The sequence below is a fragment of the Halostella limicola genome, from assembly GCF_003675875.1.
GTDB lineage: Archaea > Halobacteriota > Halobacteria > Halobacteriales > Natronoarchaeaceae > Halostella > Halostella limicola.
Genome location: NZ_RCDI01000002.1, coordinates 535,779 through 559,296 on the forward strand (window position 1 = coordinate 535,779; position 23,518 = coordinate 559,296).

At 70.4% G+C, this 23,518-nt stretch carries 21 protein-coding genes; 14 read left to right on the forward strand and 7 right to left on the reverse strand.

Features of this window, described 5'->3' with window-relative positions; translation table 11 throughout:
• From D8670_RS10715 to D8670_RS10735, 5 genes are all read left to right on the forward strand, one after another.
• Complete coding sequence (locus tag D8670_RS10715; RefSeq protein WP_121818099.1) at positions 1-942, forward strand: carbohydrate ABC transporter permease; 942 nt, start codon at positions 1-3, stop codon at positions 940-942.
• 1 nt (position 943) lies between these two features.
• Positions 944-1,849, forward strand: coding sequence for a carbohydrate ABC transporter permease (locus D8670_RS10720; protein ID WP_121818100.1), 906 nt, complete (start codon positions 944-946; stop codon positions 1,847-1,849).
• A gap of 88 nt (positions 1,850-1,937) precedes the next feature.
• The gene (locus D8670_RS10725) at positions 1,938-3,104 is read left to right on the forward strand and encodes an ABC transporter ATP-binding protein (RefSeq protein ID WP_121818101.1); all 1,167 of its coding nucleotides are present in this window, start codon (positions 1,938-1,940) and stop codon (positions 3,102-3,104) included.
• Positions 3,105-3,175: 71 nt separating this feature from the next.
• Positions 3,176-4,153 carry a TIGR03557 family F420-dependent LLM class oxidoreductase gene (locus tag D8670_RS10730; protein WP_121818102.1) on the forward strand — a complete coding sequence of 326 codons (978 nt, stop codon included), beginning with the start codon at positions 3,176-3,178 and terminating at the stop codon, positions 4,151-4,153.
• Positions 4,154-4,239: 86 nt separating this feature from the next.
• Complete coding sequence (locus D8670_RS10735) at positions 4,240-5,976, forward strand: thiamine pyrophosphate-binding protein (RefSeq protein ID WP_121818103.1); 1,737 nt, start codon at positions 4,240-4,242, stop codon at positions 5,974-5,976.
• A gap of 156 nt (positions 5,977-6,132) precedes the next feature.
• On the opposite strand, the gene D8670_RS10740 is transcribed toward D8670_RS10735, so the two are convergent.
• Positions 6,133-7,179: a C-terminal binding protein gene (locus D8670_RS10740; protein ID WP_121818104.1), complete on the reverse strand. Its 1,047-nt coding sequence runs from the start codon at positions 7,177-7,179 to the stop codon at positions 6,133-6,135.
• A gap of 114 nt (positions 7,180-7,293) precedes the next feature.
• Here D8670_RS10740 and D8670_RS10745 point away from each other — a divergent pair, with 114 nt between their 5' ends.
• The gene (locus D8670_RS10745; protein WP_162994260.1) at positions 7,294-8,499 is read left to right on the forward strand and encodes an MFS transporter; all 1,206 of its coding nucleotides are present in this window, start codon (positions 7,294-7,296) and stop codon (positions 8,497-8,499) included.
• 12 nt (positions 8,500-8,511) lie between these two features.
• Here D8670_RS10745 and D8670_RS10750 read toward each other — a convergent pair whose 3' ends face one another.
• The 5 genes from D8670_RS10750 to D8670_RS10770 form a co-directional block, all read right to left on the reverse strand.
• Positions 8,512-9,297 carry an SDR family NAD(P)-dependent oxidoreductase gene (locus D8670_RS10750; RefSeq protein WP_121818106.1) on the reverse strand — a complete coding sequence of 262 codons (786 nt, stop codon included), beginning with the start codon at positions 9,295-9,297 and terminating at the stop codon, positions 8,512-8,514.
• Positions 9,298-9,721: 424 nt separating this feature from the next.
• Positions 9,722-10,870, reverse strand: coding sequence for a site-2 protease family protein (locus D8670_RS10755; protein ID WP_121818107.1), 1,149 nt, complete (start codon positions 10,868-10,870; stop codon positions 9,722-9,724).
• Between the two features lie 47 nt (positions 10,871-10,917).
• A complete protein-coding gene (gene mutS, locus D8670_RS10760; RefSeq protein WP_121818108.1) occupies positions 10,918-13,596 on the reverse strand; it encodes a DNA mismatch repair protein MutS in 2,679 nt (892 codons plus the stop codon).
• An 81-nt stretch (positions 13,597-13,677) separates the two neighbouring features.
• Entirely contained in the window at positions 13,678-15,048 is a 1,371-nt protein-coding gene (gene thiD, locus D8670_RS10765; RefSeq protein ID WP_121818109.1) for a bifunctional hydroxymethylpyrimidine kinase/phosphomethylpyrimidine kinase, read from the reverse strand.
• A 54-nt stretch (positions 15,049-15,102) separates the two neighbouring features.
• Positions 15,103-16,110, reverse strand: a complete 1,008-nt coding sequence (locus D8670_RS10770; RefSeq protein ID WP_121818110.1) for an AIR synthase family protein — start codon at positions 16,108-16,110, stop codon at positions 15,103-15,105.
• 143 nt (positions 16,111-16,253) lie between these two features.
• Here D8670_RS10770 and D8670_RS10775 point away from each other — a divergent pair, with 143 nt between their 5' ends.
• From D8670_RS10775 to D8670_RS10805, 7 genes are all read left to right on the forward strand, one after another.
• A complete protein-coding gene (locus D8670_RS10775; RefSeq protein WP_121818111.1) occupies positions 16,254-16,505 on the forward strand; it encodes a DUF8015 family protein in 252 nt (83 codons plus the stop codon).
• Between the two features lie 43 nt (positions 16,506-16,548).
• Positions 16,549-16,881, forward strand: coding sequence for a DUF7501 family protein (locus tag D8670_RS10780; protein ID WP_121818112.1), 333 nt, complete (start codon positions 16,549-16,551; stop codon positions 16,879-16,881).
• 36 nt (positions 16,882-16,917) lie between these two features.
• The gene (locus D8670_RS10785; RefSeq protein WP_193569348.1) at positions 16,918-17,460 is read left to right on the forward strand and encodes a DUF6735 family protein; all 543 of its coding nucleotides are present in this window, start codon (positions 16,918-16,920) and stop codon (positions 17,458-17,460) included.
• A gap of 68 nt (positions 17,461-17,528) precedes the next feature.
• Complete coding sequence (gene nucS / locus D8670_RS10790) at positions 17,529-18,269, forward strand: endonuclease NucS (RefSeq protein WP_375137272.1); 741 nt, start codon at positions 17,529-17,531, stop codon at positions 18,267-18,269.
• Positions 18,270-18,333: 64 nt separating this feature from the next.
• A complete protein-coding gene (locus D8670_RS10795) occupies positions 18,334-19,266 on the forward strand; it encodes a diacylglycerol/lipid kinase family protein (protein ID WP_121818114.1) in 933 nt (310 codons plus the stop codon).
• Between the two features lie 70 nt (positions 19,267-19,336).
• A complete protein-coding gene (locus D8670_RS21515; protein WP_121818115.1) occupies positions 19,337-19,819 on the forward strand; it encodes a DUF8162 family protein in 483 nt (160 codons plus the stop codon).
• Positions 19,820-19,868: 49 nt separating this feature from the next.
• Positions 19,869-20,282 carry a MaoC/PaaZ C-terminal domain-containing protein gene (locus D8670_RS10805; protein WP_121818116.1) on the forward strand — a complete coding sequence of 138 codons (414 nt, stop codon included), beginning with the start codon at positions 19,869-19,871 and terminating at the stop codon, positions 20,280-20,282.
• Here D8670_RS10805 and mutS (D8670_RS10810) read toward each other — a convergent pair.
• Entirely contained in the window at positions 20,274-22,961 is a 2,688-nt protein-coding gene (mutS, locus tag D8670_RS10810; RefSeq protein WP_121818117.1) for a DNA mismatch repair protein MutS, read from the reverse strand. The two genes, D8670_RS10805 and mutS (D8670_RS10810), sit on opposite strands and share 9 nt — an antisense overlap.
• A 148-nt stretch (positions 22,962-23,109) precedes the next feature.
• Between mutS (D8670_RS10810) and D8670_RS10815 the strand changes: the two genes are divergently transcribed.
• The gene (locus tag D8670_RS10815) at positions 23,110-23,463 is read left to right on the forward strand and encodes a thioredoxin family protein (RefSeq protein ID WP_121818118.1); all 354 of its coding nucleotides are present in this window, start codon (positions 23,110-23,112) and stop codon (positions 23,461-23,463) included.
• Positions 23,464-23,518 lie beyond the last annotated feature (55 nt).

Consider the following 23,518-nt stretch of genomic DNA (forward strand, 5'->3'; position numbering starts at 1 on the left):
ATGGCAACAGACAGTTCGGACGCGCTCACGTCGGGCGGCGGTGCGGACGCGGTCGTCAGCGAGGACGACGGCCTCGCGGCACGGGTCCTGCTGTGGGCCGACGACCGCCTCCGCTGGCTGCTGACGCTCCCGGCGGTGCTCATCCTGTTCGCGCTCACGTTCTACCCGCTCCTGCGGGCCATCGAGATGTCGATGCACAACTACGTCCCGTCCGGGCGAGAGTTCGTCGGCGCGTCGAACTTCGTCAACCTCGCCAGCAACGAGGCGTTCCTCAACTCGCTGACGGTGACCGGGAAGTTCATCGGCCTCGCGGTGGGGATCGAGTTCCTGCTCGGCTTCGGGATCGCCTTGCTACTGAACAAGAAGATCAAGCTTCGGGGCCTCTGGCAGACGCTCATACTGGTCCCGATGATCCTCTCGCCGACGGTCGTCGGCCTCATCTGGCGATTGATGTACGCGCCGAACGGGCTGCTCGACTACATCTTCGCGCCGCTGGCCGGCGGCAACGTCGGTTGGATATCCGAACCGAACGTCGCGCTGTACTCGGTGATCCTGACCGACGTGTGGCAGTGGACGCCGCTCGTCGTGCTAGTGATGTTCGCGGGGCTGCAGTCGGTCCCGGACCACCTCCGCGAGGCGGCCATCATGGACGGGGCGTCGCGGCGGCAGCGGTTCGTCGACATCACGCTCCCGTACCTCAAGTCGCTCATCGTGCTGATACTGATCATCCGGCTGGTCGACGCCCTGCGCGTCTTCGCGAAGGTGTACATCCTCACGCGTGGCGGCCCGGGCAGCGCGACCAACGTGGTGTCGATGGAGATGTACCGCACCGCGTTCCGGTTCAGCAACTTCGGCGAGGCGGCCGCGATGGCCCTCTCGCTGCTGGTCATCGTGATCCTGCTCGCGATGACGTTCGTCAAGACTGCGGGGGTGGAGTTCTGACATGGCGACCGAAGACTCCCCCGCTCCGTACAGCGAACCGTCGACGGTCGAGCGGTGGAACGACCGCGTCACGGAACTGGGACTGGGGAAGGTGCTCGTCTACGGCGGCATCGGGACGTTCCTCGTCTGGACGCTGTTCCCGGTGTACTGGCTGGTGACGGCCACGCTGAAGACCCGGGACACGCTCCTCTCGTTCCCGCCGCACTGGCTCCCCTACGAGATGGAGGTGGGCAACTTCGCGCAGCTGTTCGCGCAGCGCCCCGAGTTCACCCAGTTCATCGTCAACAGCATCACCGTGACGATCCTGACGACGATCATCGCGACGTTCGTCGGCGCCTGCGCCGCGTACGGGTTCGTCACGTTCGACTACCCGTACAACCTGGACTTCCACCTGCCCTTCTACATCCTCTCGACGCGGTTCATGCCGCCGATCGCGACGATCATCCCGCTGTTCGTGATCTTCCGCGATTTCGGTCTGGTGAACACGCTTGAGGGGCTCGTCCTCGTGTACGTGATGTTCAACATCCCGTTCGCGGTGTGGATGATGAAGGGCTTCTTCGAGGAGGTGCCGAACAGCCTCGTCGAGTCGGCGATGCTCGACGGCCACACGCACATGGGGGCGTTCGTCAAGATCGTCCTCCCGCTGGTGAAACCCGGCCTCCTCGCGTCGGCGATCTTCACCGTCATCATCACGTGGAACGAGCTGCTGTTCGCGATCATCCTCGCGCAGAACTCGAAGGCGATGACGGTGCCGGTCGGGCTCGCGTCGTTCATCACGAAGTTCTCCGTCCAGTGGGTGAACATGAGCGTCGCCGCGACGATCGCGCTGGCGCCGGTGCTCGTGTTCGCCTTCATCGCGCGCGACCAGCTGGTGCAGGGGTTCAGCATGGGGGCGGTCGAGAAATGAGCATAGATTTAATCCGTTGCAGTGCGTGGGGTGCGATAACGCAAATCAGCATGAGCTACGAGAGCACGACTACCGAGGTGATCACGTAATGGTTCGCGTCGAGTACGACTCCGTGAAGAAGCACTACGGCGACACCGTCGCCGTCGAGAACATCGACGTCGAGGTCGAGGACGGCGAGTTCGCCGTCCTGCTCGGCCCGAGCGGCTGCGGCAAGACGACGACCCTTCGCTGTCTCGCCGGACTGACCGAGCCGACGTCGGGCACCATCACGCTCGACGACCACGACGTGACCGACGTCCACCCGAAGAACCGCAACATCGCGATGGTGTTCCAGAACTTCGCGCTGTACCCGCACATGAACGTGCGGGAGAACATGGGCTACCCGCTCAAGGTCGCCGGCGTCGACGACGACGAGCGCGAGCGGCGCGTGCAGGAGGTCGCGGAGATGCTGGAGATCCCGGAGCTGCTCGACCGGGACATCGCCAACCTCTCAGGCGGTCAGCGCCAGCGCGTCGCGCTGGGCCGCGCGATCATCCGCCGCCCGGCCGTGTTCCTGATGGACGAGCCGCTGGCGAACTTAGACGCCAAGCTGAAGATCAGCATGCGCAGCCGGATCAAGGTGCTCCAGCGCGAGATGGGGATCACGACGCTGTACGTGACCCACGACCAGGAGGAGGCGATGACGCTCGGCGACAAGCTGATCATCATGGACGACGGCAACGTCCAGCAGATCGGGTCGCCCGACGAGGTGTACCACGAGCCGAAAAACCGGTTCGTCGCCGGCTTCATCGGCAGTCCGTCGATGAACTTCGTGGAGGTGCGAAACGACGACGGGGTCATCCGCCACGCCGGCGGCGTCGACGACTTCCGGCTGGAACTGGAGCCCGACGTCGCCTCCCGCTACGAGGGCCACGACCGGTTCGAACTCGGCGTCCGCCCGGGGTACTTCGACGCCCACGCGACGCCCGTCGACAACGCCGTCCGCGGCACCGTGAAGGTGACCGAACCGCTCGGCGACGAGCAGATCGTCGACGTCGTCGTCGGCGACCCGGACGGCGAACACCTGGAGTTCACCGTGATGGCCCCGAGCACGCTCGACCTGGAGCGCAACGGCGACGTGTGGCTCACCGTCGAGGACCACCTCGTCCACGGCTTCGACGTCACCACCGGCGAGCGCATCGTCCGTGACGCGGAGACGGAGCAGGTGGACCACCGCGTCGCGGGGTCGACCGAAGCGGAACGCCCGCAGCGGTAGCGGCTCGATTTTCGCCCCCTCGCGCTCGGGGGAAAACGGTAAGGCGGTGCCGGACGTGCGTATCGACACCAATGGTCAGTGTCGACTACATGGCACACCAGGAGCAGTACAGCCCCAGCAGACTCCTCGACTTCGCCGAGCTCGCGGAGGGGGCCGGTTTCGACCTCGTCTGGACCTCAGACCACTTCCACCCGTGGTTCCACACTGACGCCGAGGCCGGGCACGCGTGGTCGTGGATGGGCGCGGCGGGCGAGCGCGTCGACGTCGATCTCGGCACCTGCGTGACGCCCGCGACGGGACACTACCACCCGGGCGTGATGGCGCAGGCGTTCGCGACGCTGCAGGAGATGAACGACGACCGCGTGGTCCTCGGGCTCTCCACCGGCGAGGCGATGAACGAGACGCCGCTGGGCTACGACTGGCCGGAGTACGAGGAGCGCCGCGACCGGCTGGAGGAGACGCTGGAGATCGTCCGCGCGCTGTGGGAGGAGGACGGCTTCGTCAGTTACGACGGCGACCGCTTCCAGCTGAACGACGCGAAGCTGTACACCGAGCCCGACCGGGACCCGGAGATCCACGTCGCCGCGAACGGCCCGAGCACCGCCCGGCTCGCCGCCCGCCACGCGGACGGGTTCATCACCGTGAAGAAGGGCGAGGAGTACACCGACCGACTGTACCCGGCGGTGCGGCGCTACGCCGAGGAGGAGGGCAACGACCCCGACGCCATCGAGACGACGCTGCTGGTCATCGCCTCCTACGACGAGGACTACGAGCGCGCCGTCGAGAGCACGCGCCCCTGGTGGGCGACCACACAGGACGTGTTCGACCGCGCGCTGGCGAACCCGATGGAGATAGAGCAGGAGGGCGAGAAGGCCACCCGCGAGCAGGTCGAGGAGAAGTTCCTCATCGCCGACTCGCCGGCGGACCTCGCCGCGGAGCTGGAGCGGTTCGCCGAGATGGGGTTCGACCGCATCGCCGTCGCCAACACCAGCCCCGACCCCGAGCGGTTCTTCGAGGTGATGGGCGACGAGGTCGTCCCGACGCTGTGAGCCGGCCCGAGCGCGGCGCTCGCCGCTCCCGAGTCCGTTCGTCCGAATCTTTATGAGACATCACGAGAAACCGTCCCAACCGAGAGATGCCTGAACTCACCGGTGGCGAGATCATCGCCAGATACCTCGAAAAGGAGGGCGTAGAGTACCTCGTGGGCATTCCGGGCCACGGGAGCACGAACCTGTTGGACGCGTTCAACGACTCCGAGGTCGACGTGATCCAGCCCCGCCACGAGCAGGGCGCGGCCCACCTCGCGGACGGCTATGCCCGCGCCAGCGGCGACCCGCTCGCGGTGTTCACGTCGATCGGGCCGGGCGCGACCAACACCGTCACGGGCGTGGCGACGGCGTACGTCGACTCCATCCCGATGGTCGTGTTCACGGGCGCGCCACAGACCCACGAGTACGGCGAGGGGATCCTCCAGGAGATCGACCGGCAGAAGCCGGGCGACTTCCCCAGCGTGATGGAGCCGATCACGAAGCAGTCGTTCGTCGTCGACGACGTCGAGCGCCTGCCGCGGATCCTCCGCCGGGCGTTCCAGATGGCGCTGGAGGGCCGTCCGGGCCCCGTCCACGTCGACGTGCCGATGGACGTGCAGGGCAACGCCGCGGACGTCGAACTCCCGGACCCGACCACCTCGCGCTCGCACAGCCGCCCCGGTGGCGACCCCGAACACGTGGAGGAGGCCGCCGACCTGATCGCCGACGCAGAGCGCCCCGTGATCGTCCCCGGCGGCGGGACGATGCTCTCGGAGGCCTGGGACGAGGTACAGGAGCTCGCGGAGCACCTGAAAGCGCCCGTCATCCCGACGTTCCAGGCGAAGGGGATCATCCCGGAGGACCACGACCTGTTCGTCGGCTACGCGGGCTGGATCGGCTCCTCGGCGGGCAACGAACTCGCCAGCAACGCGGACGTGGTGCTGGCGATCGGCTGTCGGTTCTCCGACCTGCACACCTCCTCGTTCGAGCCCGGCGTGAGCTTCGAGATCCCGCCGTCGAAGCTCGTCCACGTCGACATCGACCCGAGCGAGATCGGGAAGAACTACCCCGTCGAGGTCGGCATCCAGGGCGACGCGAAGGTCGTCACGCGCCAGATCCGCGACGCCGTCGCCGACCGCGTCGACGAGGTGTCGACCGAGGACAACGAGTACTACGACGAGATCCAGCGCCTCTGGGCCGAGTGGGAGGAGCGCGTCGAGGCGCGCCACACCGACGACGTGCCGATGTCCATCTCGCGGGTGCTCGCCGGGCTCCGGGACGTGATGGACCGCGACGGGATGGTCGTCTCGTCGGCGGGCCAGCCCCAGGAGACGACCAACCCCGAGTTCCCGGTGTACGAGCCGCGGACGAACATCTCCTGTGGCGGCTTCTCGACGATGGGCTTCGGCGTCTCGGCCGCCATCGGCGCGAAGCTCGCCGAACCCGACCGGCAGGTCGTCGACGTCGAGGGCGACGGGAGCTTCATGATGAACAACCAGGAGGTCGCCTGCGCCGTCGAGCACGACGTCGACGTCACCTACCTGATCGTCAACAACCACGGCTGGAAGTCCATCCGTAACCTCCAGTGGGACAAGTACGGCGAGGACCGCATCCTCAACACGGAGTTCGACGAGGAGACGGACGTCGACTTCATGGCGCTGGCCGACGCGTTCAACCTCGGCTACGCCGAGCGCGTCGTCAAGCCGGAGAACCTGAGCGGCGCGCTGCAGGGCGCGCTCGACCACGACGGCCCCGCAATGGTGGAGGCGATCGTCGAGCCTGACAACCCCGACTCCGGCGCGATCATCACCGGCGAGTGGGACCTCGCCGACCTCGAGAAGTAATCGCACCGTCGCGAAGTCCGCGCCGCCGCCCGTCCCGAGCGGCCCGCTCAGAGTCGCTCATCGGCCGGGACTGACCGCTCCGCCCGGAATCGGCCGTCGGCCTCTGTCAGCCGCCTGCCTTCGAACGTCATCCCATGGTTCTCCCGGGCGGGGCGGTCACCGGTCGACTTCGGCGGCGTCGACCGGATCGTTCACCCCGTTTTGCGGCGACTCGCCGGCCAGCACGCGGCGGACGTCGCGCGCCGCGGTCCGCCGTCGCTCCGCGTCGGCTTCTTCCGAGTACCACGCGACGTGCGGCGTCAGCACTACGTCCTCGCGCTCGGCCAGCGGGTGGTCGAACGCCGCCGCGCCCGCGTCCTGATCGGCGGGTTCGTCGGCGAACACGTCGAGCCCGGCGCCCGCTATCTCTCCCGACTCCAACGCCGCCAGCAGGTCGTCCTCGACGACGAGGCCGCCCCGGGCGACGTTGAGGAAGTGAGCGTCCGACCGCATGCGGGCGAAGGCGTCCGCGTCGAACGTCCCCCGCGTCTCATCGGTGAGCGGCGCGTGCGCCGAGACCGCGTCGCTGCGCGCCAGCGCGTCGTTCAGGCCGACCTTCTCGACCCCCGCGTCGGCCATCTCCTCGCGGTCCACGTAGGGATCGCTGGCGACGATGTCCATCCCGAACGCCCGGGCGCGCTCGGCCACCCGGCGGGCGATGGCGCCGAAGCCGACGAGGCCGAGCGTCGACCCGCGCAGGCGGTGCAGTTCGACTGGGCGGCGCTCCCACCGACCCCGCTTCATCGCCGCGTCGTAGCCGTGGATGTTCCGCCGCAGCGCGAGCAGCAGCGCGAGCGCGTGGTCCGCGACCTCGTCGAGGCAGTAGTCGGGGACGTTGACGACGTGGATCCCTCGACTCGCGGCGTACTCGTGGGCGACGCCGTCGACCCCGATGCCGCAGCGCGCGATCACCCGACACCGCTCCAGTTCGTCGATCACCTCGGGGGTGTAGGGCGCGACGTGCAGGCGGTCGATGACGGCGTCGACGTCGCGAAAGGCGTCCGCGAGGTCGTCGCTCGTCGCCACGTCGACCGCCCGGAGGTCGACGTCCGTCCCGTCGAAGACCTCGCGCTCGACGGCGAGGTCGTAGTCGCTCGCGGCCGTCAGGCCGACCACGCGCGGTTCGCTGGCGTCGGTGCTATCGCTCGCGCTCTCGCCGCTCATACCGGACCTTCGCGCGCATCGGACTTCAACGTACCCCGGTGAGCGGGTCCGGTGGCCGCCGGCGCCGCGGCGCGGATGGAAAAGCAAAACACTGTCCGCGCGAGAGGGGAGACCGTGACAGCTGACGACGCGAACGCGGGGGGAGCGCGCGGAACCAGGCTGTGGTGGACGCTCGTCATCTTCCTGTTCGTCGGGATCGACGGCGTAGGGTTCCAGATGCGCGGCGCCTTGCTGCCGAGCCTCGAGGAGAGCTTTCGGGTGTCGCCGGGGCTGCTCGGCCTCGTCGCCACCGCGGGCACCGTCGGGTTCGTCGCGGCCGTGCTGACGACCGGCGCGGCGGCCGGCCGCGTGGACGTCCGGAAGGCGATGCTCGCGAGCGCCGCGCTCGTCGGGGTATGCGTGTTCGCGATGGGGCTCGCGCCCGCCTTCGTCGCCTACCTCGGCGCGCTGCTCGTCCGCGGCATCGCCACCGGCCCGTTCCGGACGCTGGACCGGGCCGCACTGAGCCACCTCTACCCCGCCGACCGTGCGAAGGCGTTCAACCGCTACGCGCTCGTGTGGGCCGTCGGCGCGACGCTCGGGCCGGTGCTGGTCTCCGGCGCGGTCGCGCTCGGCAACTGGCGGTACGCCTACTTCGGACTGGCGTTCGCCTTCCTCCCCGTCGTGGCGATCCTGTGGCGGCTCGAACTCCCGGACTCGGTCGAGACCGAGCGCCCGCTCACGCTGGCGGACGTGCGCTCAGTGCTGCACCGGCCAGCGGTCGCCGGGATGTGTGCCGCGCTCGTCATCACCGGCGGCATCGAGGGGAGCCTGTTCACGTGGCTCCCGTACTTCGCGGCCCGGCGACTCGACGACGGGACGGCGTCGCTCGTCCTCTCGGCGTTCCTCCTCGCGTACGTCCCCGCCCGCCTGTTCTACAGCGTGGTCGTCGACCGCCTGCGCTCCATCGACCTCGTCCTCGCGCTGGGCGTCCTCTCGCTCCCGACGCTGTACGCGACGGTGTACCTCGCGTCGGGGCGGTGGCTGTTCGTCGCCGTCTTCGCGCTCGGCTTTCTGATCTCCGGCATCTTCCCGACGCTGTCGGCGTTCGCCGTCGACGCCGCGCCGGAGTTCAGCGGCCCCATTAACGCGCTCGCCACCAGCGCCTCCTACGGCGGCATCGCGACGGTGCCCGCGCTCGTCGGTCTCTACGCCGACCGGTACGACATCCGCGCCGCGCTCGGTCTGCTCCTCCTCGGTCTGGTCGCGTTCGTCGGCGTGACGGCGGCGACCCGCCGCTCGACCGGCCCCGACCCCGCTCCCGCCGCGGCGGGCGACTGATCCGCCCGCGCCTCAGAACGCCTGCCACCCGCCGTCGACGTACAGCAGTTCGCCCGTCACGTAGTCGGCCTCCTCGCTGGCGAGAAACAGCACCGCGCCCGCGATGTCCTCCGGGACGCCCGCGCGCCCGAGCGGCACGGGCTTCGTCAGGTCGCCGGCCTTCACGGCCACCTTCTTGCGCTCCGCGCCCGACCCGAACTCGGTCGCGATGTGACCCGGCGCGACGGCGTTGACCCGGACGTCGTCGCCGGCGAGTTCGAGCGCCGCGCCGCGAGTGATCATCTTGATCGCCCCCTTCGTCGCGTCGTAGGGGATCTGGTCCTCCTGCGCGTGCGTCGAACTGATCGAGGCGGTGTTGACTATCACGCCGCCCTCCCCTCGCTCTCGCATGGCCTCGGCGGCCGCCTGACATCCGAAGAAGACGCCGCCCGCGTTCACGTCGTGGAGCCGATCGAACGACTCCCGCGTCACCGCCTCCAGCGGCGCGCGCTCGAACAGGCCGGCGTTGTTCACCATCACGTCGACGCCCCCGAAGTCGCGGGCGCGGTCGACGGCCGCGCGGACGGCGTCGGTGTCCGTCACGTCGCACTCGACGAACGCCGCCTCCCCGCCCTCGTCCCGGATCTTCTCGTGCGTCGGTTCCTCCGTCCCCTCGTCTTTCGGGGCCGCCCGCAGGTCGGCGTTGACGACGGCCGCGCCCGCCGCGCCGAACCGGAGCGCGATCGCTCTCCCGATGCCGGAACTGCCGCCGGTGACGACGACCGTCTCCCCGCCGAAGTCGTAGCTAACGCTGCCCATGACGGTTCCACCTTGGGCTATCGAAGCCTTAGTTCTAGGCACCGCGACGAAACCAACCGCGATCGTTCCGAGTGATACGCTCCGCTATCTCGGCACCCTATTATGAAACCGCTTTGGTAGGAATATGGTAGCATCATGAGTTAGTAAATAACGAGTCCGTCTCGTTCCCCCGTCAGGTGGAATGTGATATTTCGCCATCTAGAAGCCACTAGGGCCGGAATAGGAGGGAATTACGTTCCCCATTCGGCTGTTCGAGATTCTAGAGCGCAGACTCCGATAGAAAAACACTGAATTGCCCCTTCAGGCAGTATCTGCCGCCTCATGAGGAGAATTCGGCGCCCTCATACGTAGCACATATATTAGGAAGCGGCTTCCAATAGGTAAGATAAAGATAATACATCGGAAAATTATATTTCTTCGGAACTCACTGCGCGTGTCGGGTCAGCACCGCGGGGCCGACTTCCCGGCGGAGCGCGAGCACGCGGCCGTAGTCCTCGCGCGTGAGGACGCCGACGACGGACCCGTGTTCCTCGACGAGCGCGTGCCCCTCGCGGCTCCGGTCGAACGACGCCAGCGCCTCGAAGGCGTCGGCGTTCGCGTCGACGCGCGGCACCTCGCGCGCCACGGAGCCGACGGTCGTCGACTCGCGGTCGCCCTCGGCGACGGAGCGGAGGTCGCCCAGCGTCACGACGCCGACGACCGTTCCGCCGTCGCTCACGGGGTAGACGGTCCGGCGGTCCCGGAACATGCGACCGGTCAGGTCCGCGACGGACGACCCGGCCGAAATCGGTTCCTGGTCGCCGGACATCACGTCGCGCACCGCGAGGCCGTCGAGCAGTTCGTCCATCATCACCGACCGCGACTCGGTCGTCGCGGCGCCGTAGATGAAGAAGGCCAGCAGCAGCATGATCACGTCGAACGCCAGCACGCCGACGACGGCGAACAGGACGGCGAAGACGACCCCGATGCGCGCGGCGATGCGCGTCGCGCTCAGGTACGGGCGGTTGCGGGCCAGCAGGGCCCGGAGGATGCGGCCGCCGTCCATCGGGAACGCCGGCAGCATGTTGAAGACGGCGAGCGCGACGTTCGTGATCGCGAGCCACCCGAAGACGAACCTGACGACCGGCAGCGACGACGGCGTCGCGAACAGGGCAGCATAGCTCGCACCGGCGACGAGGACGCTCGTGATCGGGCCGGCGATGGCGATCCGGAACTCGCGGTCCCACTCGCGCGGGATCTCGCTGAGTGCGGCCAGGCCTCCGAGGATCCACAGCGTGATCGACTCGATGGAGAGGCCGTACCGCAGCGCCACCCACGAGTGACCGAGTTCGTGCAGCAGGACGCTCACGAACAGGCCGACCCCCGCCGCGACGCCGATGATCCAGGGGTTCGACCCCGCTTCGAGGACGCCGGGGTCGAACCCGACGCCGGTCAGTCCCTCGATGAACCCCTCGTAGGCGGATATCTGCCCGCCGCTCCCGATGAGCCACGCCAGCACGGGGAGAAAGACGAGCAGCGACACGTTGATCCGGATCGGGATCCCCCAGATCCGAGCGACGGTGAAGTTTCGCATACCCGTAGAAGGGTCGAGATGCGGATAAGTCGTCCGCTCCCGGACCGTCAGTCGTCCAGTCGCTCCTGCCACTTCTGGACCTTCGCCAGCAGTTCGACGGGCGGCGTCTCGTCGACGTCGACGTCCGCGAGGTCGTCGAGCACGGCTTCGGTTTCGGGGTCGAGCGCGTCGCCGGTATCGCCGCCGTCGGCGCCCGCACCCGAAGCGTCGGCGCCCGCCGCCCCGCCGTCGGCCGTCGCCGTCTTCATCTGCCCGCTGCCGACGTCGAAGACGACCTGCTTCGGTTCGCTGTCGCCGCTCGCGTCGCCTTTCGCCTCGATGGCTTTCTCCTCGCGGAGGCGTTCGAGCACGTCCCGCGAGCGGTCGACGACGGGGTCCGGCACGCCGGCGAGGTCCGCGACGTGGATGCCGTAGGAGCGGTCGGTCGGGCCGTCACGGATCGTCCGCAGGAAGGTAACGTCGCCGTCGGTCTCGTCAGCGGCGACGTGGACGTTGGCGACGCGGTCGAGGTGGTCCGCGAGCGTCGTCAGCTCGTGGTAGTGGGTCGCGAACAGGGTCTTCGCCCGCACCTCGTTGTGCAGGTACTCCGTCGCGGCCCACGCGATGGAGATGCCGTCGTACGTCGCCGTCCCGCGGCCGACCTCGTCCAGGATCACCAGCGAGTCCTCGGTGGCGGAGTGGAGGATGTTCGAGAGCTCCTGCATCTCGACCATGAACGTCGAGCGGCCCTGCGCGAGTTCGTCGAGCGCGCCGACGCGGGTGTAGATGCCGTCGACGAGTCCGATCTCGGCCTCGCGGGCGGGGACGAAGCTCCCGATCTGCGCGAGCAGGGTGATCAGCGCCACCTGCCGCATGTACGTCGACTTCCCGCTCATGTTCGGCCCGGTCACGACCAGGAAGCCGCGGTCGTCGTCGAGTTCGGCGTCGTTGGGGACGAACTCGGTGGTCTGCTCGACGACGGGGTGGCGGCCCTGCTCGATCCGCAGGGCGTCGCCCCTGTGGAGCGTCGGGCGCGTCCAGTCGTTGTTGACTGCGTGGGTCGCGAGGCTCGCCAGCGCGTCCACCGTCGCCACCGTCCGGCCGACGTCCTGCAGGAGTTCGGCGCGGTCGGCGACCTCGCGGCGGAGCTGCTTGAACAGCTCGTACTCCAGTTCGCCGCGCCGTTCCTCCAGCCGGAGGATCTCGCGCTCCTTCTCCTCCAGTTCGTCGGTGACGAACCGCTCCGAGTTCTTCAGCGTCTTCACGTTCTCGAAGCCCTCCGGCACCTGGTCGGCCTCGCTCTTGCCGACCTGCACGTAGTAGCCGTCGGTCTTATTCCGGTCGACGGTGACGTGGGTGAGGCCGTGCTTCGACTTCACGCGGCCCTCGAGCGTGTCGAACCACTCCTGTAGCTCCTCGTGGCGGGCGATCACCTCGTCGAGCTCCTCGTCGTACCCGCGGGTGAGGAGGCCGCCCTGCGTGACGGTCGACGGCGGGTCCTCGGCGAGCGCCTCGTCAAGCGTGTTCCGGAGGTCGGCCGCCGCCGCGCGGTCCGGGCGCGTGACGATCTCGGTCAGCGGCGACTCGGCCAGTTCGGGGTCGTTCTGGACGGCGTCGACCAGATCGGGGAGCATCCCCAGCGTGTCCCGGACCCGGAGCAGGTCGGTCGCGTCGGCCGTCTCCGAACTCGCCTTCGACGCGAGGCGTTCGAGGTCGTACGCGTCGCCGAGCGTCTCGCGGAGCGCCTCGCGGGCCATCACGGCGCGGGTCAGCGCGGCGACGCTCTCCTGCCGGCGCTCCAGCACCTCGATCGCCCGCCGGGGGCGCTGGATCCACTCCTTCAGCAGGCGGCCGCCGGGACTCGTCACCGTGTGGTCGACCGTGGCGAACAGCGACCCCGATCGGCCGCCCTGCATCGTCTCCGTGAGTTCGAGGTTGCGCTGGGTCGTCGCGTCGAGTTCGACGTGGTCGTCGCCGTGGTACGGCTGCAGGCGCGTCATCGACGCCATCACGCCCGTCCCCGTCTCCTCGACGTACGAGAGGACGGCCCCGGCGGCGCGCACGGCCGGGCTCTCCTCCTCGACGCCGACGCTGTCGAGCGTCTCAGCGCCGAACTGCTCGCGGGTCGCGTGGCGCGCCCGCCCCGGCGCGAACGCGGCGGCGTCGTGGAGCGTCACCGCGGCGTCGACCCGCTCGCGGACGGCCGCGAGGAAGTCGTCGTCGTTGCGCACGTTGGGGCCGGGCAGGACCTCCGCCGGGTCGAACCGGTACAGCTCCGTCAGCGCCTGCCCGGTCGCGTCGTCGCCGTCGACGGCGGTGACGAGGAAGCGGCCGGTCGTCACGTCGGCGAACGCGAGGCCGTAGCCGTCGCCCTCGGCGACGACGGCCGCGAGGTACTGGGCGTCGGCCGAGGTCGTCTCCAGCAGCGTCCCGGGGGTGACGACCCGCGTGATCTCGCGGGCGTGGCCGTCGTCGGTCTCGTACTGGTCGGCGACGGCGACGCGGTAGCCGCGCTCGACCAGCGCCTTCAGGTACGGCGTCAGGTCGTCGAGGGGGACGCCGGCCATCGGGTACGACGACCCGTGGGAGGACTTCTGGGACACCTTCAGGTCGAGTTCGTCGCTGACCGTCTCGGCGTCCTCCGCGAAGAACTCGTAGAAGTCCCCGCACTGCATCGCCAGCAGGTCGGCGTCGGTCCCCTCCTTCAGGGAGAGGAACTCGCCGACGATCCCCGTCGCCTCTGTCATATATCCTCCCAGGTGCGACGGCGGCTAAAACCCTGCGGGTTCCGCGTCCGCGGTCGGACCGGCTCCGGCTCGACGCCGGGCTTACCTCTCCCCGACGGCCTCGTCCAGCGTCAGCGCCCGGTCGACCAGCGTCTCGGCGTTCGGCGCGAGCAGCTTCACGATGGCCTCCTTGCCGACCTCGCCGCGGTCGATCACGGCGGCGGGCGTGCCCTCGACGGACTCGAACGCGCGCCGGGCGCCCCAGCCCATCGTGCTGCCCTCCGTCGCCTTCACGTCCTCGGGCTCGGCGTCGCGGTCGTACTCCGCGACCGCCCAGTCCAGATCGCTGAGCGCCGCCTCCACGTCGTCGTCGAACCGGCAGTTGACGGCGAACCGGAGGTCGGGATCGTACTCGCGGGCCGACAGCAGGAAGCGTGCGACGTGGCTCGACGCGCCGAAGCGCACGCCGCGGTTCGGCTGGACGCCCCGCATCGTCCGGGTGATCCGCCCCTCGACGGCGGCGGTCTCGCCGACGCGCTCGGCGTACGGCGTCGCGCCGACGACGTTCATCCCGACCTCGGGCACCAGCGCGCTCACGTCGGCGTCGACGAACGCGTCGAGGACCGCCTCGACGGCCTCGGCGGTCGGCTGGCGGTCCGCGCGTTCGCGCAGCCCCGCGAGGTGGTGGACCGACCCCGGTCCCTCGCCCACGTCGTGGTGGTAGCGGATCGCCCGCTCCATGAACGCCGTGGCGTCTTCGACGGCGTCGCTGAGCGGCTCGCCGCTGGCGAGGCCGGCGGCGATGGCCGACGAGAGCGTGCAACCGGAGCCGTGCGTCGCCGCGCCCTCGACTCGTGGATGTTCGAACGTCTCGACCCCGTCCGCCGTGACGAGCACGTCCCGGACGACGCCGTCGTCCGCGGCGACGTGGCCGCCCTTCACCAGCGCCGCGTCCGCACCCATCGAGACGATCGCCTCGCCGGCCTCGCGGGCGCTCGCGGCGTCGACAGGCTCTATCCCCGTCAGCACGGCCCCCTCGTCGGCGTTCGGCGTCACGAGCGTCGCCTCGGCGACCAGGTCCTCGTAGGCGCTCTCGGCCTCGCGTTCGAGCAGTCGGTCGCCCGACGCCGCGACCATCACCGGGTCGACGACCGCCGGCACGTCCTCGGCCGCCACGCGCTCTGTCACCGACTCGATCACCGGCGCGGTGGCGAGCATCCCCGTCTTCACCGCCCGCACGTCGAAATCCTCGCGGACGGCGTCGTACTGCGCCGCCACCTCCTCGACGGGCAGGACGTGCGTGCTCTCGACGCCGGTCGTGTTCTGCGCGGTGACGCTCGTCACGACGCTCGTCCCGAACGCGCCGCGGGCCTCCATCGTCTTCAGGTCGGCCTGGATCCCCGCGCCGCCGCCCGAGTCGCTCCCCGCGACCGTGAGCGCGACCGGGCGGTCGACTGGTGCTGGCTGTCGCATACGCGGTTGTATTCTCCGGTGATACAAATCAGTAATGGGTCGGCGTTCGGTCCCTCACTCCGTCGCCAACCGGTCGTACACCGGCCACGACGAGTCGCCCTCCGGCTTCGGCACGTCCTCTCCGTCGGCGGCGACGCCCTTCCCCTCCAGAACCTCGCCGACTGCGGCGGCCGCCAGTCCCTCGTCTCGCAGCGCCGCCAGCACGCGGTCGGTGGCCTCGGGCGGCGCGGTCACCAGCAGCGTCCCCGAACTCGTCGCGCGCCACGGGTCGAAGTCGAGGGCGGCGGCGACGGCGCGGGTGTCGTCTGGCAGCGGGACCGCGTCGCGGTCGAACTCGATCCGAACGCCCGCTCCGCTGGCGAGTTCGTGGAGCGCGCCGTGGAGGCCGCCCTCCGTCGCGTCGTGCATCGCGGTGACGGGGCCGGCCGCCGCGGCCGCGACCGCGCCGCGGACGTGGTCGACGCCCGGAAGCCGGGCGGCCGCGTCGTCCAGCGTCTCCTCGTCCGCGGGGATCTGCTCGGGGTACAGCGACGCGAACAACGACGCCGCCTCGACGCCCGCGCCGGTCGTAACGATCAGGCGGTCGCCGGGGCGTGCGCCGTCCGGCCGCACCACGTCGTCGTGGTCGCCCACGGCCATCGCCGTCGCGCCGCCGACCCACGGGAACGCACAGCCGGAGTACCGCGCGGTGTGGCCGGTGACGACCGCCGTCCCCAGGTCCGTCAGCGTCTCGTCCATCGCCGTCCAGACGGCGGCGAACGCCTCGTCGTCCATCTCCGGCGGCAGGTGGAACGAGACCGAGAGGTGAGAGGGTGCGAGCCCCGACACCGCGACGTCTGCGAGCACGACGCCGAGCGCGAAGCGGGCCGCCCGCTCCCACCCGAGGCCGGGGAGGATCGAGACGGGGTCGGTCGCGGTCACGAGCGCAGTCCCGTCGACGTCGACGACGCCGAAGTCGACGCCGTGACGGGGGCCGACGGCCACGTCGTCGCAGTCCGCCCCGAGGTTCGGGTAGATGTACTCCTCGAAGAACGCGCGGTCTACCTTCCCGAGATCGCTCATACGCCGACTCCGGTCGGGGTCGGGAAAGTCGTGGTGGTCGCCGCCGCACCGGCCGATGCCGAACGCCTCTCGCCCCGCTACCCCGACGCCCGCGCAAGGTTTTAGTTCGAAGGCGGGTCAGTTATCGACTGGAGGTGAGACCCATGGCCGGTAGCGCTAGCTATCGCCGTGGCATCGGCTCGGAAGCGCCGCTTCCGACCGGCGCCCTCACCTCGCCGTCTCGGTACGACGTCGTCCTCGTGCTCGTCCCGGTCGCGTTCCTGGCCGCGCTGCTGGTCGGGGAGGCGGTCGACGCGCCGCTTCGGGTCCGCCTCGCGACGGCGGCCCTCGCGTGCCTGCCGTGGCTCGTCGACTGCCTGTTCCTGAATCCACCGACCGAGGGCGCGACCGGCTGAGACCGGGACGGCCGCTTTTGCTCCTTGCCGTAGTACGACGCGTATGCCGACCGACGACACCACGGAACGCAGAGTGCTGCTCGCCGCCGCCGAGAACGCGGACGCGTCGCCAGACGATCTCGCCGCGTCCGTCGACGACGCCGACGCCGAGACGGTCCGCGACGTCCTCGACCGCCGCGAGGTCGGCGAGGAGGTCGAGGCCGTCGCTGAGACGGACTGGGACGACCCGGACCGGTGTCCCTTCTGCGGGGCGGCGCTCGCGGACGGCGGAGCGGGGTTCATGGACCACGTCGAGGGGAACGACGACTGCCGGCAGCGGTTCGGGGAGTGGCGCGACGCGATCAGCGGCGACGTAGGGGGCGAGTGGGGCGGCTGACCTTTTTGTACCATCCCGCGGCCACCTCGCGGTCCCGTGGCCCACAGAGCCCTCGTCGCCTACGAGCGCCCGGACGGCGACTACGACCTGCACGACTCCCGCTGGGGCGGCACCGACCTCTCGCTGGCCAGTCGGATCACGGCCGAGACGCCGTTCGGCGGCCCCGGCGGCGCGCGCGTCCGGCGCGGCCCGTCGCCGGGGTTCGGTCCCCGCCCCGTGGAGCGCCGCCCGTCCGCCGTCGGTCTGGACTTCGACGGCGTCCTCGACGCGGTCGACCTCCGACGACACGAAGCGGTCTTCGTCGTCGACGAGGGGTACGACGTGACCGCCTACCTGCCGCTGTGGTTCGGCCTGCCCGGCGTCGCCCCCGACGTGACCGCGGGCGCGCTGGTCGCCGTCGACCCGGACGGCGGCCCCTACGGCGGGCCGCGGACCCGCCGCTGGTTCCGGGCGACGAAGGGCGTCGTCGCCGACGCGGTCGACTGCAGCGCGCTCACCCGCGACGAGGCCGTCGCCTACCTCGCCGCGCGGGTCGAGGAGCGCGCGGGCGACCGGGAGGTGATCGTCCTGACCGAGTAGGGGGCGACCCTCGCGGCCGTCCGGCCGACGCGGTCCGCTTTTGTCCGCTCGTCCCGTACGTGGTTCCAGTGACTACGAGCGGGCGACGGTCGGCGGGCGTGACGCTGCGAGCCCCGACCCACGAGGAGGCGCTGGCCACGGTCGAGGACGGCATCGACCGCGGCGCACTGGTGACGCTGCTCGGCCGCTGCACCGTCGACTACGACGGCCGCGCGTCGAGCGAACTCGGCCCCGGCGACCGCCACGTGATGCTCAAGCCCGACGGGACCATCCTCGTCCACACCGACGAGGGCCAACAGCCCGTCAACTGGCAGCCGCCGGGCTGTACGCACGAGCCGTCGCTGACCGACGACGGCCGGTTCCGCGTCCGGAGCCTCCGGTCCTCGCCGGACGAGCAACTGCTCGTCGCGTTCGAGCGCGTCGACCAGGTGTCCGCCTTCGACCTCACAGACGGGAGCGACCTCGCGCTCGAAGGGACCGAGGAGGACCTCCGCCAGCGGATCCTCGACGACCCCGGCCTGATCGAGCCCGGGTTCGCCCCGTTAGCGACCGAGCGCGACACCCCCGCCGGTGCGGTCGACATATACGGCGAGGACGCCGACGGCCGCACCGTCGTCGTCGAACTGAAGCGCCGGCGCGTCGGCCCCGACGCCGTCGGCCAGCTCGGCCGCTACGTCGACGCGCTGGAGCGGTCGCTCCACGCCGATGCGAGCGTCCGGGGGATCCTCGTCGCGCCCTCGGTCACCGACCGGGCCCGGCGACTGCTCAACGAGAAGGGCCTGGAGTTCGTCGCCCTGTCGCCGCCGTGACGCGGCGAACGGGGTCGGCGTCGGCGGCCCGCCGCCTTTGTGCCTTCGGCGCGTACTGCGACCGATGACCAGCGACGCCTCGGTCGCGGACGCGGGTGAGCGTCGACTGATACTGAACCCGACGAGCGGCACGGCCGACCACGTCGACCGGATCCGCGACCTCGCCGCGGAGCGGGGGTTCGCCGTCGTCGAGACGGAACGCGCCGGGCACGCCGTCGACCTCGCCGTCGAGGCCGCGGCCGACGGGGTCGCCCTTCTCGGCGTCGCCGGCGGCGACGGCACCGTTCACGAAGTCGTTCAGGGACTGGTCTCGGCCGACGCGCTGGACGACGTGACGCTCGCGGTCGTCCCCGCGGGGACGGCGAACATCGTCGCGTCCGACCTCGGGATCCGCGACGCCGAGCACGGGTTCGAGGTGGCCGACGACGGCGAGACCCGGCGGATCGACCTCGGGATGGCCGGCGACGAGCCGTTCGTGATGTCGGCCATCGCGGGCCTGCCGGCGGACGTGAGCGCCGCGGCGACCCACGACCTCAAGCGCCGCTTCGGGCCGCTCGCGTTCGTCGTCGGCGCGGTCCGAGAGGCGCTGGAGTTCGACGGCCTGCGGGTGGACGTCGCGGCCGACACGTCGGAGGGTGGCGTCGAGTGGCGCGGCGAGGCGCTGGCGGTGCTAGTCGGTAACGTCCGGCAGTTCGCGAAGACCGGCGGCCAGGCGAACGCCGAGGACGGGCTGTTGCGGGTGACCATCGTCGAGGAGATGCCGCCGAGCGACGCCCTCGTCGAGGCGGTCGAACAGCGCGTGCTCCACGAGGAGACGCCCCACGTGACGGACCTCCGGGCGTCCGAACTCGACGTCGCCTGCCTCGGCGGCGACGTGCAGTTCAGCCTCGACGGGGAGATACGGCCGTTCGAGGACGTGCGGATCGCCGTCCACCCGCGCGCACTCCGGGTGAAAGTCGGCGAGGGGTACAGCGTGGCCGCGGACGACGCGTCGTAGTTCGGACCCCCGGCACCGCCTCTCGGATACCCGAAAGCTTTCACGCCGAGGTGTTCTTTTCCCGTCGGTGATGCTCGAGACGATCGCGGTCGTCGGGGACCTCCTGGCCCTCGGCGTCCTCGCCCTCCTCGCCGTCCTCCCCGGTGCGGTCGCGGGACTGCTCTGGAGTCCGCTTCTCCTGTCCGACCGCCTCAGCGAGCTGTTCCGCCGGCTCCCGCCGACGGGGTCGACCGCCGCGAACTACTCGCTCGTCGCCGTCGCGCTCTCGCTCCCGTGGGTCTTCGGCGCTATCGCCGCGATAGCCGGCGCGCCCTCCGACCCCGCCGGGACGTCGAACGCGCTCCTGAACCTGACCGTCCCGCTCGCAGCGGCGTACGTGGTCGGCCTCCCTCTGGTCGCGGGCGTCGGACTGCCGCGGCTCGGCGTCGACTGGGACCCGACCGGCTACGGTCCGGGGACGTGGCTCCTGCTCGTCGTCGGCGCTGCGTGGTACGCGGCCGTCTTCGCGCTTCCGCTGTTCGCGTTCGCTCTGGTCGCTGCGCTGCCGACGTGAGGGAGCCGGTACTCACCAACTAAGGGACCGGCCGCCGACGTGCCGACCGATGACCGAGAACGTCCCGACGGAGGGCGAAACGCACGCGTTCGAGCGGACGTTCACGACCGAGGACGTCCGCACGTTCGCCGACGTCTCCGGCGACGACCAGTCGCGCCACACGGAGCCGGGCGAGGAGGGCCGCCTGCTGGTCCACGGCCTGCTGACCGCGACGCTCCCGACCAAGATCGGCGGCGACCTCGACGTGCTCGCCCGGACGATGGAGTTCGAGTTCGTCGCGCCCGTCTACACGGGCCAGCGGATCGCCTGCACGTGGACCACCGAGAGCGTCGAGGAGCGCGCGGACCGCTACGACCTGACGGTGGACGTGGTCTGCGAGAACGACGACGGCGAGGTCGTGCTGACCGGGACGGTCACGGGCCTCGTCTGGAAGGAAGGAAAGGAGACGGAGTCCTCAGTCTAGCTCGCGCTTCAGCTCGTCGAGCAGTTCCAGCGCCTCCAGCGGCGTCGTGTCGGCGATGCTGGTCGAGCGGAGGCGTTCGGCGACCGAGAGCGGCACGTCCGGGTCGCCGTCGGCGGCCACGGCGGGCGAGTCGTCTGCTTCGGTCCGAGCGCGCGCGGCGGGCGATGCTTCGGCGGCGCCGCCGCCCGCAGCGGCCTCCTCGTCCGCACCCTCGTGCCCGTCCAGCAGCGCCCGCGCCCGGTCGACGACGGGGTCGGGGACGCCGGCCATGCTCGCCACCTCGACGCCGTAAGACGCGGTCGCCGGGCCGGGGCGGATCTCGTGGCTGAACGTCACGTCGCCGTCTTCCGCCTCCCGGTCCGCCGCGAAGTGGCGGTTGAACGCGCCCGGGAGGTCGTCCGCGACCGCGGTGAGGTCGTGGTGGTGGGTAGCGAACAGGGTCGTCGCGCCGACCCGGTCGTGGACGTACTCGGTGACGGCCCGCGCGATGGCGAAGCCGTCGGTCGTGCTCGTGCCGCGGCCCACCTCGTCTAACAGGACGAGCGAGTCCTCGGTGGCGGCCCGCAGGATCTCCGAGAGCTCGGTCATCTCGACCATGAACGTCGACTGGCCGCCGGCGATGTCGTCGCTCGCGCCGACGCGGGTGAACACGCGGTCGACGATCCGGAGTTCGGCGGCGTCGGCGGGGACGAAGCTACCGACCTGCGCGAGGACGCAGATCAGCGCGACCTGCCGCATGTACGTCGACTTCCCGCTCATGTTGGGGCCGGTGATGACGGCGACGAACGAGTCGTCGTCGAACGCGGCGTCGTTGGGGACGAACGACTCCTGCGTGCGCTCGACGACGGGGTGGCGGCCGCCCTCGATCCGGACGCCGTCCTCGACCATCTCGGGGCGCGCGTAGTCGTGTTTCGCCGCTACCTCGGCGAGCGACACGAGCGCGTCGAGTTCGGCGACGGTGTCCGCGAGCCGCTGGATGCGCTCGGACTCGGCGCCGACTCGCGAGCGCACCTCGCGGAACAGCTCGTACTCTAGGTCGTCGGCGCGCTGCTCGGCGCTGATGATCTCGTCCTCGCGCTCCTTGAGTTCGGGCGTGTAGTAGCGCTCGGAGTTCTTCAGCGTCTGCCGGCGCGTGTAGTCGTCGGGCACGCGGTCGAGGTTGGCGTCGGTCACCTCGATGTAGTAGCCGTGGACCGAGTTGTGGCCCACCTTCAGCGAGTCGATGCCGGTGCGCTCGCGCTCCTGCGCCTGGAGGTCGTCTATCCACGCCTTGCCGGAGCGCTCGGTCTCGCGCAGGTCGTCGAGCTCCTCGTCGTACCCCTCCCTGATGAGGTCGCCCTCCGTGATCTCGGCGGGCGGGTTCTCCCGTATCGCCTCGCCGATCAGGTCGCGGACGTCTTCGAGGTCGTCGAGGCTCTCGCGGATCTCGCGGAGCTTCTCGGTCTCAGCGTCCGCGAGGTGCGCTTTCAGGTCCGGCACCACGTCCAGCGTCTCCTTGAGCGAGCGGAGGTCCCGCGCGTTCGCCCGGCCGCGGGAGACGCGGGCGATGAGCCGCTCGACGTCGTACACGTCCCGCAGGCGGTCGTGGACCGCCTCGCGCGTCCGGACGCGCTCGGTCCACTCCTCGACGGCGGCGTGGCGGGCCTCGATGCGCTCGCGGTCGACCAGCGGGCGGCGAAGCCAGTCCTTCAGCTTCCGGCTCCCGATCGCGCTCGCGGTCTCGTCGACCACCTCGACGAGCGTCGCGCCGCCCGCGCCGTGGACGCCCCGGCGCTCGAACAGTTCGAGGCTCCGGAGCGCCACCGCGTCCATGAGCATGTACTCCCGCGGGTCGTACCGCGTCAGGTGGTTGAGGTAGTCGAGGTATCCGTCCTGCCCGCCGCGGGTGTACTCGGCGTAGGCGAGCAGCGCGCCGCAGGCCCGGATCTCGGCGTCGGAGGCGAGCAGGCGGTCCGGCGACCCGAAGTACGCCGCGACCGTCTCGCGAGCGCGGTCGCTCTCGAACGCCGCCTCGTCGTACGGCGTCACCATGCAGTCCGCGTCGAACGCCTCCTCCGCGCCGACGCGCACCCCCGGGCCGACGATGGCCTCCGGTGGCGCGAACCGGCCCACTTCGTCGGCGACCGTCGACAGCGAGTCCGTCCCCGTCACGTAGAAGTCGCCGGTGGAGACGTCGAGCAGCGCGAGGCCGTACTCGGCGTCCGCGCCCGGGCTGTCGCTCTCGTCGGCGTCGCCGGTCGACTCGGTGAGGCAGGCGACGAAGTTGTTGTCGTCGGTCTCCAGCAGCTCGTCTTCGGTGAGCGTGCCGGGCGTGACGATGCGGGTCACCGCCCGGTCGACGACGCCCGAGGCCTCCTCGGGCTCTTGCACCTGGTCAGCGACGGCGACGCGGTAGCCGGCGTCGAGCAGGGTCTCGACGTACGACTCGGCGTTGTCCATCGGGATGCCAGCCATCGGGTACGTGCCCGTGCTGTCCTCGCGCTTCGTCAGCGTGATCTCCAGCAGCCGGGAGACGGTCTCGGCGGCCTCGCAGAACGTCTCGTAGAAGTCGCCGACCTGAAAGAGCACGAGCGAGTCGTCGTAGCGCTCGCAGAGGTCGTGGTACTGACTCATCATCGGCGTCAGGTCCTCGCTCCGCTCCGCCATCTTCTCGGGCGGTCCCAGCGCCGGGTCGTCCATGTGCAGTCACCGTTCCCCCGACCGGATATACCTCTCGAAACCCGCCGCGGCGGGCGGTCGGCTCGCGGCGACGCGCTCGCGGCGCGCCGGTGCGGGCCGCCCGCATTCCCCCGAAAGTCGAAAGAGCGCCCGCCGCCTATCACCGGTGATGACCGACACCGCAACGACGACGGACGACCGCTTCGACACGCCCGTCCACGTCGACACCGGGGACGAACTCGACGCGCTCGTCGCCGAGCACGAGGTCGTCCTCGTGGACTTCTACACGAAGGGCTGCACGCTCTGTCAGGCCGTCGAACCCGTCGTCGGTAACGTCGCCCGCGCCACCGACGCGGTCGTCGCGATGTGCAACCCCCGCACCGACCTCGACCTCGTCGACGAGTACGACGTGCGGAGCGTCCCGACGCTCGTCCTGTTCGCCGACGGCGAGGAGGTCGACCGCCGCGCCGACGGCTTCGTCGACACCGACGAACTCGTCTCGATGGTCGAGCGCTACGTCTGAGGCGCTCGGGTTTCCCCGTCCACCGCGGCGCTTGCCGACCGTACTCCGTCCGCGA